Origin of the sequence: Nonomuraea indica (assembly GCF_002850745.1) — a bacterium.
Lineage (GTDB): Bacteria > Actinomycetota > Actinomycetes > Streptosporangiales > Streptosporangiaceae > Nonomuraea > Nonomuraea indica.
Map to the genome: position 1 here is coordinate 194,845 of NZ_KZ559475.1, position 15,018 is coordinate 209,862.

At 73.7% G+C, this 15,018-nt stretch carries 12 protein-coding genes; 5 read left to right on the forward strand and 7 right to left on the reverse strand.

All coding sequences use genetic code 11. The annotated features are described in order from the left end of the window. Positions 1-381: 381 nt before the first annotated feature. The 3 genes from CXR44_RS25010 (at position 382) to hrpA (ending at position 6,339) form a co-directional block, all read left to right on the forward strand. Positions 382-768, forward strand: coding sequence for a hypothetical protein (locus CXR44_RS25010; protein ID WP_101788559.1), 387 nt, complete (start codon positions 382-384; stop codon positions 766-768). Beyond that, positions 765-2,225, forward strand: a complete 1,461-nt coding sequence (locus CXR44_RS25015) for a multicopper oxidase family protein (RefSeq protein WP_101788560.1) — start codon at positions 765-767, stop codon at positions 2,223-2,225. The genes CXR44_RS25010 and CXR44_RS25015 overlap by 4 nt, the downstream gene beginning before the upstream one ends. A 241-nt stretch (positions 2,226-2,466) precedes the next feature. Then, positions 2,467-6,339: an ATP-dependent RNA helicase HrpA gene (gene hrpA, locus CXR44_RS25020; protein WP_101788561.1), complete on the forward strand. Its 3,873-nt coding sequence runs from the start codon at positions 2,467-2,469 to the stop codon at positions 6,337-6,339. Positions 6,340-6,539: 200 nt separating this feature from the next. On the opposite strand, the gene CXR44_RS25025 is transcribed toward hrpA, so the two are convergent. Together CXR44_RS25025 and CXR44_RS25030 are read right to left on the reverse strand one after the other, a co-directional pair. Next, positions 6,540-7,127 carry a DinB family protein gene (locus CXR44_RS25025; RefSeq protein WP_101788670.1) on the reverse strand — a complete coding sequence of 196 codons (588 nt, stop codon included), beginning with the start codon at positions 7,125-7,127 and terminating at the stop codon, positions 6,540-6,542. Between the two features lie 28 nt (positions 7,128-7,155). Then, complete coding sequence (locus tag CXR44_RS25030; protein ID WP_101788562.1) at positions 7,156-8,163, reverse strand: RNA polymerase subunit sigma-70; 1,008 nt, start codon at positions 8,161-8,163, stop codon at positions 7,156-7,158. 158 nt (positions 8,164-8,321) lie between these two features. On the opposite strand from CXR44_RS25030, the gene CXR44_RS25035 reads away from it, so the two are divergent. Then, positions 8,322-8,987, forward strand: a complete 666-nt coding sequence (locus CXR44_RS25035; protein ID WP_180903694.1) for an HAD family hydrolase — start codon at positions 8,322-8,324, stop codon at positions 8,985-8,987. Between the two features lie 43 nt (positions 8,988-9,030). Here the strand turns inward: CXR44_RS25035 and CXR44_RS25040 are convergent, their stop codons facing one another. The 4 genes from CXR44_RS25040 to CXR44_RS25055 form a co-directional block, all read right to left on the reverse strand. Next, positions 9,031-9,357 (reverse strand): DUF5709 domain-containing protein, encoded by a 327-nt coding sequence (locus tag CXR44_RS25040; RefSeq protein WP_101788563.1) that lies wholly within the window; start codon positions 9,355-9,357, stop codon positions 9,031-9,033. A 33-nt stretch (positions 9,358-9,390) separates the two neighbouring features. Beyond that, the gene (locus CXR44_RS25045; protein ID WP_101788564.1) at positions 9,391-9,957 is read right to left on the reverse strand and encodes a hemerythrin domain-containing protein; all 567 of its coding nucleotides are present in this window, start codon (positions 9,955-9,957) and stop codon (positions 9,391-9,393) included. Between the two features lie 22 nt (positions 9,958-9,979). Beyond that, complete coding sequence (locus tag CXR44_RS25050) at positions 9,980-11,545, reverse strand: gamma-glutamyltransferase family protein (RefSeq protein ID WP_101788565.1); 1,566 nt, start codon at positions 11,543-11,545, stop codon at positions 9,980-9,982. A gap of 63 nt (positions 11,546-11,608) precedes the next feature. Further along, positions 11,609-13,342: an ABC transporter ATP-binding protein gene (locus tag CXR44_RS25055; RefSeq protein WP_245899384.1), complete on the reverse strand. Its 1,734-nt coding sequence runs from the start codon at positions 13,340-13,342 to the stop codon at positions 11,609-11,611. 71 nt (positions 13,343-13,413) lie between these two features. On the opposite strand from CXR44_RS25055, the gene CXR44_RS25060 reads away from it, so the two are divergent. Next, positions 13,414-13,833, forward strand: coding sequence for a MarR family winged helix-turn-helix transcriptional regulator (locus CXR44_RS25060; protein ID WP_101788567.1), 420 nt, complete (start codon positions 13,414-13,416; stop codon positions 13,831-13,833). Between the two features lie 36 nt (positions 13,834-13,869). Here CXR44_RS25060 and CXR44_RS25065 read toward each other — a convergent pair whose 3' ends face one another. Then, entirely contained in the window at positions 13,870-14,994 is a 1,125-nt protein-coding gene (locus CXR44_RS25065; RefSeq protein WP_101788568.1) for an amidohydrolase family protein, read from the reverse strand. Positions 14,995-15,018 lie beyond the last annotated feature (24 nt).

The window sequence follows — 15,018 nt, forward strand, 5'->3', positions numbered from 1 at the left end:
CAACCACGGGGCGTCCTGGGGAGTCCAATCAGAGACCGCGACCGTCCACGACGACGACTCTGGGGAGAGTGGGCCCGCCGTGGGCGGTCGCGGTGCCCACCCCACACCCCACGGCCGCACCCCCACGGCCGCACCCCCACGGCCGCACCCCCACGGCCGCACCCCCACGGCCGCACCCCCACCCAGGCACCCCACCCCGGCGGCCCCACCCCCGGAACCGCCGGGCACCGCCGCTCGCCGGTGTCCGCGGCGCAGGGCGCGATGCGGCGACGGGTGTACTCCGGATGGCGTAGAACGGCCCGCGGTCATCCCGGCGTGGTACGCCAGGTCTCTCCTCCGGGGTGACGACCCGAAGCGGTGCGCCGGAGGACGATCACGTCCATGACAGCCACCGACAAGTCACCGACGTTCCTGCGCATCGCGCTCCTCCTGCAGACCCTGGCGCTCCTCCTCCAGGCGGTCACCGCCGGGCTGCTGCTGTCCTCGCCGGGCGGGCGGGCCGCGCACGCCGCCTCGGCGATCGCCGTGGCGGTCACGGTGCTGCTGCACCTGGTGGCCGCGCTCGTCATCCGGCGCCGGGACGTCATCCTGCCCGCCGTCGGCATGCTGGTCATGACGCTGGCGCAGATGGCGCTGGGCATGGCGCACCAGAAGACGCTGCACGTCCCGCTCGGCGTGCTGATGTTCGGCGGGAGCATGCTGCAGCTCGCCCGGGTCTGGGCCGGCCGCCGTGGCGCCGCCTCCACGGCCACCGCGGCGACGGCATGAGGGTGACCAGACGGCGGGCGCTGGGCTTGCTCGGCCTCGGCGCGGCGCTGACCGTCTCGGGATGCTCCCTCCTGGGCAGCACCCCGCTGCCCAGGATGCTGACGAGCACCGCGCCGCTGCCGGAGCCGTACACCGTGCCGCTGCCGCTGCCCGCGGTGGCGAAGCCCGGCCGGACCGACGCCACGACCGACTACTACGAGCTGGTCCAGCGCGCCGCCGAGGTGGAGATCCTGCCCGGCCTGCGCACCCCGATCTGGGGGTACGACGGCAGCTTCCCCGGCCCGGCCATCCGGGCGCGCAGCGGCCGCCGGACGGTCGTGCGCGTCTCCAACGGGCTCGCCGTGCCGACGGTGACCCATCTGCACGGCGGGCACACCCCGCCGGAGTCGGACGGGTTCCCCACCGACCTGGTCCAGCCGGGCGCACACCGCGACTACGTCTTCCCGCTGGAGCAACGCGCGGCCACGCTGTGGTACCACGACCATCGCATGGACTTCACCGGGCCGCAGGTGTGGCGCGGGCTGGCCGGGTTCTTCCTGGTCGGCGACGACGAGGAGGCCGCGCTGCCGCTGCCGGCCGGCGAGCGCGACGTGCCGCTGATGATCTGCGACCGCTCGTTCGACGCCGACGGCGCCATGCCCTACCCCGCCCGGCACGACGGGCCCGGCGCCCGCGAGGCGTTCATGGGCGGCGTGCTCGGCGACGTCATCCTCGTCAACGGCGCGCCCTGGCCGCGGCACGGCGTGGACCGGGCCCGCCACCGGTTGCGGCTGCTCAACGCCTCCAACGCGCGCACCTACGAGCTGGCCCTCTCGCCCGGCGGCAGGCTGATCCGGATCGGCGGCGACGGCGGGCTGCTCGCGGCCCCGGTACCGGCCGACCGGGTCCGGCTGGCGCCGGGCGAGCGCGCGGACGTGGTCGTCGACTTCGCCGCCTACCGGGTGGGCGAGCAGGTCGAGCTGCGCAACCTCCTGGGCGAGGGCGCCCAGGCGCGGGTGATGCGCTTCGTCGTGGAGCGTGACGCGCGCGACGACTCGGCGGTCCCGCGGACGCTCTCCCGGGTCGAGCGCCTCGACCCGGCCAGGGCCGCGGTGACGCGCGACTTCGAGTTCACCAGCGGCGACCTGCACGGCCACACCGGCTGGCTGATCAACGGCAAGCCCTTCGACGCCCGCCGCGCCGACGCCCGGCCGAAGCTCGGCCAGGTCGAGATCTGGCGGCTGACCAGCGACGTCGCCCACCCGGTGCATCTGCATCTGGACCACTTCCAGGTGCTGTCCGTCGCCGGCGAGCGCCGCGCCGGTCCACCCGAGTGGAAGGACACCATCGAGCTGAGGGAGGCGCAGACGGTCGAGATCGTCACCCGGTTCACCGGCTACCGCGGCCGGTACGTCATGCACTGCCACAACCTGGAGCACGAGGACATGGCGATGATGAGCACCTTCGAGGTGGTGTGACGGCCGATCTCTCCGCCCTCTGACCGGCCGCGCGGGCGCCGACGGTCGAGGTCCAGACGGTCGAGGTCCACCTGTTCGCGCCGCTCGCCGGCGGCGGGAGGGTGTGCCGGGCCGGTCCGTCAGCCGGACGGTGACCGGGGAGGAGCGACCGTAGGCGTTATTGGGATGCGGCCGGGCGGGTGGTCGGGCAGCATGGTGCGTTGGCTCCGGCCGCGCGGGGCTCAAATATCCTGAAAGCAGTATGGGAACCTCTGCGTTGTCCTCTCCACTCACCGAGCTCCAGTCCCGCCTGCCCGAGCTCATGCCCCGTGACCAGCGCCGGCTGCGCCGCCGGCTCGACGGCGCGCGCCGCGTGCGCTCCCGCGAAGCGCGGGAGAAGATCGCCGCGGAGATCCTCGCCGAGGTGGAGCGGGCCGAGCAACGGCTGGCCCGCCGCCGCGAAGCCGTCCCGGTGGTGAAATATCCCGACAACCTGCCGGTCTCGCAGCGCAAGGACGACATCCTCGACGCCATCCGCGACCACCAGGTCGTGATCATCGCCGGTGAGACCGGCTCCGGCAAGACCACCCAGATCCCCAAGATCTGCCTGGAGCTGGGCCGCGGCGTGCGCGGCCTGATCGGCCACACCCAGCCGCGCCGCATCGCCGCCCGCACGGTCGCCGAGCGCATCGCCGAGGAGCTCGGCACCGACCTCGGCGAGGTCGTCGGCTACAAGGTGCGCTTCACCGACCAGGCGAGCGACCGCACGCTGGTCAAGCTGATGACCGACGGCATCCTGCTCGCCGAGCTGCAGCACGACCGGCTGCTGGAGCAGTACGACACCCTCATCATCGACGAGGCGCACGAGCGCAGCCTCAACATCGACTTCATCCTCGGCTACGTCAAGCAGCTCCTGCCCAGGCGTCCCGACCTCAAGGTCGTCATCACCAGCGCCACGATCGACCCCGAGCGGTTCTCCCGCCACTTCGGCGACGCCCCGATCATCGAGGTCTCCGGCCGCACCTACCCCGTCGAGGTCCGCTACCGGCCGCTCGGCGACGACGACGACCAGACGCAGGGCATCGTCGAGGCGTGCCGCGAGCTGGCCGGTGAGGGCCCGGGCGACGTCCTCGTCTTCCTCAGCGGCGAACGCGAGATCCGCGACGCGGCCGACGCGCTGGTCAAGGCCGACTTCCGCAACACCGAGGTGCTGCCGCTCTACGCCCGGCTCAGCGCGGCCGAGCAGCACCGCGTCTTCCAGAGTCACACCGGCCGGCGCATCGTGCTGGCCACCAACGTGGCCGAGACGTCGTTGACCGTCCCCGGCATCAAGTACGTCGTCGACCCCGGCTACGCCCGCATCTCCCGCTACAGCCACCGCACCAAGGTGCAGCGCCTGCCCATCGAGGCGATCTCGCAGGCCAGCGCCAACCAGCGCAAGGGCCGCTCGGGCCGCACCTCCGACGGCATCTGCATCCGGCTGTACGAGGAGGAGGACTTCCTCAGCCGGCCGGAGTTCACCGACCCCGAGATCCTGCGCACCAACCTCGCCTCGGTCATCCTGCAGATGACCTCGATCGGGCTGGGCGACATCGAGGCGTTCCCGTTCGTCGAGCCGCCGGACCGCCGCCAGGTGCGCGACGGCGTCAACCTGCTGCACGAGCTGGGCGCGTTCGACGCGCAGGGCCGGCTCACCCCCGTCGGCCGGCGGCTCGCCACCCTGCCGGTCGACCCGCGCCTGGGCCGCATGGTGCTGGAGGCCGAGAAGAACGGCTGCCTGCGCGAGGTGATGGTGATCGCCGCCGCGCTGTCCATCCAGGACCCGCGCGAGCGTCCGGCCGACAAGCAGCAGCAGGCCGACGAGAAGCACCGGCGCTTCGCCGACCCCGAGTCCGACTTCCTGACCTACGTCAACCTCTGGCACTACCTGCAGGACAAGCAGAGGGAGCTGTCCTCCAGCGCCTTCCGCAGGCTGTGCAAGGCGGAGTTCCTCAACTACCTGCGCGTGCGCGAGTGGCAGGACATCTACAGCCAGCTCCGCCAGGCGCTCGGCGCCCACCCCAACAGCGCGCCCGCCGACCCGCACAGCGTCCACGTGTCGCTGCTGGCCGGGCTGCTGTCGCACATCGGCGTCAAGGACGTCGTGGACAAGCAGCGGCCCTCCGACGGGCGCCGCCCCATCCAGGAGTACCTCGGCGCGCGGGGCGCCCGCTTCGCCGTCTTCCCCGGCTCGGCGCTGGCCAAGAAGCAGCCGCAGTGGGTGATGTCCGCCGAGCTCGTCGAGACCTCGCGGCTGTGGGCCCGGGTCAACGCCAAGATCGAGCCGGGCTGGGTCGAGCCGCTCGCCCAGCACCTCGTCAAACGCTCCTACTCCGAGCCCCACTGGGAGAAGGACCAGGGCGCGGTCATCGCGCTGGAGAAGGTCACCCTGTACGGGGTGCCGCTCGTCGTCGGCCGCAAGGTCAACTACGGCCGCATCGACCCGGAGCTGTCGCGCGAGCTGTTCATCAGGCACGCCCTCGTCCAGGGCGAGTGGGACAGCCACCACACCTTCCTGCGCGAGAACCGCCGGCTGCTGCAGGAGGTCGAGGAGCTCGAGAACCGAGCCCGCCGGCGCGACATCATGGTCGACGACGAGGCCCTGTTCGACTTCTACGACCAGCGGGTGCCCGCCGAGGTGGTCTCCGCCCGGCACTTCGACTCCTGGTGGAAGAAGGCCAGGACCACCGATCCCGGGCTGCTCACGTTCTCGCCCGAGATGCTCGTCAACGAGGGCGCCGACGTCAGCACCCGCGACTACCCCGACACCTGGCGGCAGCTCGGCCAGCGGATGAAGCTGACCTACCAGTTCGAGCCCGGGGCCGACGCCGACGGTGTGACCGTGCACGTGCCGCTCCAGGTGCTCAATCAGGTCAGCTCCGAGGGGTTCGACTGGCAGATCCCCGGCCTGCGCGAGGAGCTGATCACCGAGCTGATCCGGTCGCTGCCCAAGCACCTGCGCCGCAACTTCGTGCCCGCCCCCGACTACGCCCGCCGGATTCTGGAGCACGTCCGCCAGGGCGGCGAGCCGCTGCTGGAGGCCGTCGAGCGGGAGCTGCTGCGGCTGACCGGCATCCGGGTGCCGCGTGACGCCTGGCAGCTCGACCAGGTGCCCGACCACCTGCGGATCACCTACCGGGTGATCGACGAGCGCAGGCGCACGGTCGCCGAGGACAAGGACCTCGACGCTCTCAAGCGCCGCCTGGCTCCCCGGCTGCGGCAGACGCTGTCGGCCGCCGGCGACGACCTGGAGCAGTCGGGCCTGCACACGTGGAGCATCGGCACCCTGCCCAAGGTGTTCGAGCAGGGCCGCATGAAGGGCTACCCGGCGCTGGTGGACGACGGCGACGCGGTGTCCGTCAAGATCTTCGAGACGGAGGCGGAGCAGCGTCGTTCCCACTGGCCGGGCACCCGGCGCCTGCTGCTGCTGGGCGTCACCAACCCGGCCAGGTCGCTGCTCGGCGGCCTGTCCAACCAGGCCAAGCTGGCGCTGTCCCGCAGCCCGCACGGTGGCGCGGTGGCCCTGTTCGAGGACGTGGTCAACGCCGCGGTCGACAAGCTCATGCTCGACATGGGCGGCCCCGCCTGGGACCCGGCCGGGTTCGACCGCCTGCACCGGCACGTCCGGGCCGAGCTGTACGACACGGCGGCCGAGGTGCTGGGCCGGGTGGAGCAGATCCTCGCCGTCTGGCACGCGATCGGCACCCGGCTGGGCGCGCTACGGCAGAGCGCCTCCACCGACGACGTCCGCGACCAGCTCGGCAGGCTCGTCCATCCCGGCTTCGTCACCGCGACCGGCCATCGCCGCCTTCCCGACGTGCTGCGCTACCTGCGCGCGATCGAACGGCGCCTGGTCAAGCTGCCGGAGGAGCCGTGGCGCGACGAGGAGTGGATGGACCGGGTGCACAAGGTCGAGGACGACTACCACGACGTGCTGCAACGCCTGCACCCCGCCCGCCGCTCCGACCCCGACGTGACGGAGATCCGCTGGATGATCGAGGAGCTGCGGGTCAGCTTCTTCGCCCAGACGCTCGGCACGCCGACACCCGTCTCGGAGAAGCGCATCGCCAAGGCGATGGAGAAGCTCCTTCCCTGACGCCTGACCCCTGACCCCTGACCCCTGACCCCTGACCCCTGACGCCTGACGCCTGACGCCTGACGCCTGACCCCGGCCTCGTCCCCTGGCTCCTGACCCCTGACCGTGCCCGCGGCCCGCCCGGCCGCCGCCGCGCGCGCGCGGGAGAGACCGCGCGGTCGACGGCGGGCAGGCCGGGGGAGGTCCGGCGGCGGAGCCGATCAGCGCACCTCGCCGGACCACTGCCACCGCCCTCGCGGCAGCCGGGCCAGGCCCGGAAGGGCGACGCGGCCGCACGCCCACAACAGCGTGAGCCCCGGCGCGTGGCCCGCCGGTGCCGCGGGGAACAGCCGCCCGACCACCGGCTCCGCCAGGTCGTCGGGCGGTGTCCAGCCGAAGCCGAGCGTGCGCGTCATGTCGTGGGCGTGCACGAGGATCTCCACGGCGGCCATCGCGGCGAAGCCCGTCCGGTCCGAGGCGCCCCACGGGTGGTACGCCCGCACCTCGGGCGCCGTGGCTCGCACGGTGTGCGACAGCAGGGTCGCCGCGATGGTGATCGACTCCAGGCGTTCGGCGACCGGAGCGTGCGGATCGGTGCCTGTGCGCAGCGCTATGTAGCGGTCCGCGGGCCGCGCGACGAGCAGCCCCGCGTACCCCATGACCCCCAGGGTGATGTGGTCGATCAGCTCCACCAGGCTCCAGCCGGTCTCGCCGGCCGGCCGTGACCAGTCCTGCTCCAGCCCCTTCTCCAGCAGGGGGAGCGCGTGGGCCGCGGCCGCGGTCGGCAGCTCGGGCCAGAGGGTCGTCACGGCGGTGGACTCCTTCGTCGGGATGCGGTCAGACATGGTCACCGGCCAGCGTCATGGGCAGGCCGAAGGTGCGGAACAGCGCCCGGTCCTCCAGCACCTCGATCCGTTCGAGGCCCGAACCGGTGATCGTCAGCACGTCGATGGTGTACGCCCGGTACTCGCCGCCGGGCGAGCGGCGGTAGACGCCGAAGCCGGGCCGGCCGTTGGCGGAGAGGGGGACCATCCGGCACTCGCCCATGGCCGGGCAGTGCTCCAGGAACCTGGCGATCTCGTCGGGCCCGTCGAGACGCGTGCCGGCGGGCCGCCGCTCGCACACGGTGTCCTCGGTCAGCAGGCGCACCAGGGCGTTGACGTCGCCGGTCTCGAACGCCGCGGCGTACTCACCGAGGAGCCGCCGCAGCCGCAGGTCGTCCACCTCGGCGCCGGCCGGCGCCGGGGCGGCCTGGGCGAGCTGGGCGCGGGCCCGCCGCAGCATGCTGTGCACCGCGCTGCCCGAGGTGCCGAGCAGTTCGGCGATCTCGTTGGCGTGCCAGGCGAGCACGTCGCGCAGGATCAGCACCGCACGCTGGCGCGGCGACAGGTGCTGCCACACCACGGTGAGCGCCCGCCTGCGGTCGTCGCGGGTGACCACGATGTCGGCGGGGTCGGCCGACAGGCCGAGCGGCGCGTCCCGGTCCGGCCGCCGTCCGGCGTCGCCGTCGAGCGGGCCGGGCGCGGAGTCGCCGTGCTCCGGCCGCGCGTCGGGCAGACCGGCGGGCACGGGCAGCCGCCGCCTGCCGTCCAGCGCGGTCAGGCACACGTTGGTGGCGATCCGGTGCAGCCAGGTCCGGACCGACGAGCGGCCCTCGAACTCGGCGTACGCCCGCCACGCCCGCAGATAGGTCTCCTGGACCAGGTCCTCGGCGTCGTGCGCCGAGCCTGTCATGCGCCGGCAGTGGGTGAGCAGCTCGGCGCGGAACGGGTCCACCAGCCGGGCGAAGTCCTGCCGGCGCAGGGCCTCCGCCGCCGTGGCGGCCCCGTCGTCACGTACCCGCACGCCGTCCCCCTGATGACATCTCGATTTCTCTCACCCTTGGTTAGACCATTCTGGCCGCGCCGATTCGTCGCGGAGCGCCGCGCGGACCCCCGTCCACCCCTGACTGCCGTGCACTGGGGCGAATCCGTACAGTTGGGGGCGAACGAGAAGGGGGTCCGATGGCCGGTCTGGTGGTCAAGGCAGTGGTGCTCGACGTCGGCGAGACGCTCATCGACGAGACGCGCATCTGGTCGCGCTGGGCCGACCGGCTCGGGGTGAGCCGGTTCGTGCTGATGGGGGCCCTCGGCGGGATGGCGGCACTGGACCGCTCGCATCGGGAGGCGTTCGAGCTCGTCCGGCCCGGCCTCGACATCGAGGCGGAGCTGGCGGCGTGGGAGCGCGACGATCCCGGCGGCCTGCGCAACCACTTCGACGCCGCCGACCTCTACCCCGACGTCCGTGACGCGCTCGGCGCGCTGCGGCGGGCCGGATACCAGGTGATCGTGGCGGGCAACCAGCCGGCCCGGGCGTACGACGCGCTGGTCGCGATGGAACTGCCGGTGGACTCGGTGCACACCTCGGAGGGCTGGGGCGTGGCCAAGCCCGCCCCCGAGTTCTTCGCCAAGGTGGCCGCCGTGGCCGGGCGCGAGCCCGGCGAGATCCTCTACGTGGGCGACCGGCTCGACAACGACGTGCTGCCCGCCGGCCGGGCGGGCATGCGCACGGCGCTGCTGCGCCGCGGCCCGTGGGGCTACCTGCACGCCGAACGGCCGCAGGCGAAGGCCGCCGACCTGGTGGCCGACGACCTGCACGCCCTGCTGCCCGCTCTGGAACGGCTCGGCTGAGTCCGGGCCGCTCCGCAGGGGCTCCGCCGGCGCGGCGGCGGGCTCATCCGAGCGGTTCGTCCGGCTCGACGCGGACGGCTCGCTCCTCGGCCGACAGGTCGCCGCTGTCGCCGCCCCAGTCCTCGCCCACCTCGTCCCCCTCCAGGTCCGGGGCCAGGCCCTCGTCGGGCTGGGTGAGGCGGTGCTCCGGCCGTTGCCCGCGCTCCGGGCGGTCGGGCTTCTCCCGCCACAGCCGCTCGTCGAGGGTGTCCTCGTGCCGCGGGTCGTCCTCCTCGATCCGGTGGTTCAGCCCGCGGTCGTCGGTCGCCGCCTCGACCTCGATCTGCTGTTCGTCGGCCAGGCCGTGCCTGTCCGGAGGTAGTTCGGTCATACGCGCCCCCTTTCCCAGGAATCTGTCCGAAACCTAGGACCCGGCCTTGCCGACCGCCTTCTCCAGCTCGTCCTTGCTCATCTGGGAGCGGCCCGGGATGTCGGCCTCCTGGGCCTTGCGGTAGAGCTCCTCCTTGGTGGGGGAAGCGCCGCCGGCCTGCGACGTCGCCGAGCCGTTCGAGGCGGCGAGGGCGCGCAGCTCCTCGTCGCGGCGCTGGGCGAAGGCGGCGCCGAGCTCCTTCAGCCGCTTCTCACCGGCCTGCTTGGCCAGCTCGGGAAGCAGCTCGTTCTCCTCCTCCTCGACGTGGTGGCTGACGGCCTCCACGAGCTTGACGAGCGTCTCCTCGAACTCGGCCGTCCCCGGCTCGGCCCGGACGAGCGAGTCGAGCAGCACCTCGGCCTCCTTGTGCTCCTCGACGCCGTGGTGGGCGTCGATGCCCGGGTAGACCCGGTCCTCCTCCGCGCGGGCGTGCGCGATCAGCAGGGCGTGCAGCTCGGCCACGGTGGCCCGCTGGTCGCCCTGCTTCTTCTGGAGCCGCTCGAAGAGCGTCTCCACCTTGCGGTGGTCACTGGTGATGAGAGTGATGACATCGGTAGTCATGGCGCCGGAGCTACCCGGAGCGTCACCGTCCAATCGCCGCGCCGACGAGTGACCGCGGATCCGCCGCGCCCGCGAGCATCCCGCCGGGCCGCACGTCGATCACGTGCGCGTGGCCGAACATGCTTCCGTACGGCCGCGCCGCGACGGGATGGCCGAGCGCGGCCAGCCCGTTTGCCCAGGGCGCGCCCTCCTCCACGTCCACCACCGTGTCGTCGGGGGCGTCCCAGGTGTCGAACCCGGTGCCGCCGGTGCCGAGCCGCCACCGGGGCGCGGCGACGGCCGGACCGGGCTCCTCGCCGTGGCGGAGCAGGCGGGCGATGACCTGGAGCAGGATCTGCGGCTGCGCGTCGCCGCCCATCGTGCCGAGGACCGAGCGCAGGGAGCCGTCGGGGCGGGTGATCAGCGCCGGCGTCAGCGTGTGCGGCGGGCGGCGGCCGGGCCCGTACTCCGCCGGATGGCCGGGCCGCAGGGAGAAGCCGATGCCGCGGTTGTGCAGGTTGATGCCGGTACGCGGCTCGAACAGCATGCTGCCGAAGCCGGAGGCGTTCGACTGGATGAGGGAGACGCCCATGCCGTCGCCGTCCACGACGCACAGGTACGTGGTGTCGCCCGGCTCGGCCGGCGCCCGCAGGCGCAGCCGGGAGGCCGGATCCACCAGCGCCCGCCGCCGCGCGATCTCCTCGGGGGTGAGCAGGTCCTTGGCGTTCTCGTGCAGGACCGACAGCCGGTCGTGGCCGCTGACCCGGGCGGCTTCGGCGAGCAGGTGGGCCCACGACGGGTGCCCGGCCGAGACGGGCAGCTCCAGCCCGTCGGCGATGCCGAGCGCCATCAGCAGCAGGTAGCCCTGGGAGTTCGGCGGCATGGACCACACGTCGTGCCCGAACGCCCGCACGCGCAGCGGCTCCACCCAGTCGGCGGCCGGGACGGCGAGGTCGGCCCTGGTGTACTCGCCGCCGCCCAGCTCCAACAGGCCCCCGCCGAACTCGCCCAGGTAGAAGCCGTCGCGGCCGGCCGCGCCGACGGCCTGGAGGGCACGGGCCACGCCGGGGCGGGTGACGCGGTCGCCTGGCGCGCGGGCGGCGGTGAAGTCGCCGCCGCCGGGGCGCCGCGCGGCCACGCGGGCGCCCGGGACCAGCAGGGGCGAGGCGGGGAAGCCGTCGCGGGCCAGCCGGACCGCCGGGGCGAGCAGGTCGGCCAGCGGCAGCCGGCCGTAGCGGGCGTGCAGGGCGGCCCACCCGTCGACGCAGCCGGGCACGGGCACGGACCGGATGTCGTGCAGGTGCGGCATCCGGTCGTGCCCCTCGGCGCGCAGCCGGTCGGGGTCGGCCCCGGACCCGGCCCGGCCCGAGGCGTTGAGCGCCCGTACGGCCCCGCTCCCGCCCGCCTCGCCGGGCGGCTCGTACACCAGGGCGAACAGGTCGCCGCCCAGCCCGCACATGTGAGGGGCGGTGACGGCGAGGACGGCGTTCACGGCGATGGCCGCGTCGGCGGCCGAGCCGCCGCGGTCGAGCACCGCCGCTCCCGCCGAGGAGGCGAGATGATCGACGCTGCACACCATGCCGGAAGGGGCGTATCGGGTGTTGTGCACCTCACGAGGGTAAGGCCGCCGGCCGCCGCCGGGGCAGAGGCCGCGGCGATTGCCGGCCGGTCGTCAGACGGGTTCGAGCGGCCGGTCGCGGCTCACCAGCCCGGCGTAGTGGCCGCCGAGCGCCACCAGCTCGTCGTGGGTGCCGCGCTCCACCACCCGCCCGCCGTCCAGGACGGCGATCTGGTCGGCGTCGCGGATCGTGGACAGGCGGTGCGCGATGGTGATCGTGGTACGGCCCTCGGCGAGGGTGTCGAGAGCCTCCTGCACGGCCCGCTCGGTCTGCGTGTCGAGGGCGCTGGTGGCCTCGTCCAGCACCAGCACCGGCGGGTTGCGCAGCAGCGTGCGGGCGATGGCCAGGCGCTGCTTCTCGCCGCCGGAGAACCGGTATCCCCGCTCGCCCACCAGCGTGTCGTACCCGTCCGGCAGCGCGGCGATGTGGTCGTGGATGCGGGCGGCCCGCGCGGCGGCCTCCAGTTCCTCGTCGGTGGCGTCGGGCCTGGCGAAGCGCAGGTTGTCGGCGATCGAGGCGTGGAACAGGTACGTCTCCTGCGACACCACGCCGACCGTCGCCGCCAGCGACTCGAACGTCAGGTCCCGGACGTCCACCCCGTCGATGGTGACCCGTCCGCCGGTCACGTCGTACAGGCGCGGCAGCAGGTAGCTGAGCGTGGTCTTGCCGGAGCCGGTCTCGCCGACGACGGCCAGGCTGGTGCCCGCCGGCACGACGAGGTCCACGCCGGTGAGCGTGGGCGCGTCGCCGTAGGAGAAGTCGACGTGCTCGTAGCGCACCTCGCCGCGCACCCCGGACAGCGTCCGCGTGCCCGGGTGGATGTCGACCGGCAGGTCGAGGTACTCGAAGATGCGGCCGAACAGCGCCAGCGAGCTCTGCACCTCCACCCCGAGCCGCAGCAGCGACACCGCCGGCCTGAACAGGCTCACCTGCAGCGTCGTGAACGCGACCAGCGTGCCGACGGAGATGGCGCCGGTGTGGCCGACCGCCCAGTAGGTCATCGCGGGCATCGCGGCCATGACGATCTGGATCGACGACTGCCGCCACCGGCCGGCCATGCTGGAGCGCACGCCGAGCTCGGCCAGCTCGTCCGAGGCGCCGGCGAAGCGGCTCGTCAGCTGGGGGGAGCGGCCCATCGTCCGGCCGAGCAGGATGCCACTGATCGACAGCGACTCCTGCACCATGGAGGCGAGCACGGCGAGCTTGCGCTGGCGTTCGGCGGTGATGCGCCGGCGCTCGGCCCCGACCTTGCGGCTGATCCACACGAACAACGGCAGCAGCGCCAGCGAGACCACGGTCAGCCGCCAGTCGAGCGCGACCATGGCGACGATCGTGGCGACCACGGTGGTGAGGTTGGAGACGATCGAGGTGGCGGTGGAGGTGACGACCGACTGCATGCCGCCGATGTCGTTGGCGATGCGCGACTGCACCTCGCCGGTCCTGGTGCGGGTGAAGAACGCCATCGACATGCGCTGCAGGTGTTCGTACACGGTGGTGCGCAGGTCGTGCATGACGCGCTGGCCGACCGTGGTGGACACGAACGTCTGCACCACGTCGAACACGCTGGTCGTGACCGCGACCAGGATCATGCCCAGCGCGAGCAGGGCGAGCAGGGTCGTGTCGCGCCGGGGGATGGCCACGTCGAGCACCTCGCGCAGCAGGAACGGCGAGGCCAGCGACACCAGCGACGACAGCAGGATGAGGAAGGCCACCAGGGCCAGCCGGCCCCGGTAGGCGCGGAAGAGCTTCACGATGCGCCGCAGCGGCGCACGGGGTTCGTCTGCCAAGCGGATCCCCTTTCTGATGTCCTCTCAAACGGAGGTTAGCTCATATTTGTTCCCGGCTCTAAGCTTGGGGCATGGACGACCCGGAGCTGCCCGAGCTCCTGCACCTGGTGAGCCGCCGGTTGCGGCACGGCTGGCTGCACCGGCTGGAGCCGCTCGGGCTGAGCCCCGGCCAGGCGCGGGCGCTGCGTGTGCTCATCGAGGCCGGCCGGCCGCTCAGGATGGTGCAGCTCGCCGACGAGCTGCGGATCGTGCCGCGCTCGGTCACCCCCGTCATCGACGCCCTGGAGGAGGCCGGTCACGTCCGCCGGGAGGTCGATCCGGCCAACCGGCGCTCCACGCTGGTCGTCATCACACCGTCCGGCCACGAGGTCTACGAACGGGCCCAGGAGGCGCGCAGGCAGGCCGGCCAGGACCTGTTCGCGGTGCTGTCGCAGGAGCAGCGCGACCAGCTCAAGGTGCTGCTCGGCGCGGTCGACGCCCAGTTCAGGTAGCGGCGGCGGCCCGTTCAGGTGGCGGCGGCGGCCTGTTCAGGTGGCGGCGGTCCGGGTGCCGTCGGTGCGGATCCGGCCGCCGACGACCGTGGCCAGGCAGTCGGGGCGGGCCAGCAGGGCGCTGTACGGGTAGCGGCCGCGCGCGTCGAACACCGCGAAGTCGGCGCGCCCGCCGGGGACGAGGCAGCCGATCCGGCCGGCGCCGCGATGCATGCCCAGGGCGCGCGCCCCGCCCAGCGTGGCGGCCTCGACGAGCCTGCGGTCCAGCCCGCGGGGGCGCGGCCCGAGAGCCCGCGCGCGTTCCCGGATGCCGCGCGCCTGCCCCAGCAGGCCGCTCCAGCCCGCGGCCCCCGTCCCGTCGCCCGTCCCGCTGCTCGTCCCGTCGCCCGTCCCGGCTCCCGGGTCCAGGGTGGTGCACAGGGCCAGGGGGTTGCCCTCGTCCAGCAGGGCGAGCACGTCGTCGGGCCCGGCCGCGGCGCCGACGGCCACCACGGTGTCGCGCAGCCTGAGCAGCTTGCGCTCGCCGGGATCCAGCGGCCGGTCGCAGGTGGCGTGGCAGTGCGGCCCGAGGACGCCCGCCTCGTCGAGCGCCGCCACGGAACGCGCCCCGAGGTCCACCAGCAGCCGCAGCCCGAACGTCCTGGCCAGCACGGCGATGTCCTCCAGCACCACCGGGTCCGGCGTCCGGGCGGCGATCCCGACGATGTGCGGCCGGTCGGACTCCCGCATCGCCGTGACGACGGCGTCGCGCCCGCGCCTGTCCCAGGCGTCCTCGTCCTCGCATGTCACCTCGACGTAGCCGACGCCGGGCAGCGCCGCGTGCTCGGCCGGGTCGGCGGCGGCGCCGCGCGACGACCCGCCGGTCACCACCCGGGCCCGCGTGGTGACCCCGTGGGCCAGCGCCTCGGCGGCGGAGGTGACGGAGGCGGCGTCCACCAGGCCGGGCACGATCATCCCCGGCCAGCGCCGCTCCCCGGCGCCGGGGAAGCGGGCCAGCAGGTCGCCGCGCGCGGCCACCTGGAGCACCCGCTCCCCTCGTACGGCCACGGCGCCGTCACGGACGGGGTCGCTGGCGAGGGGGAGCACGAGCGGGGCCGAGTGGACCACGACCGGCGCGGGCGCGCGCCTGCCGAAGATCGGCCTGGCACGCTGAGCAGGCATCCGCGCTCCTGTCGAAATGTCCCT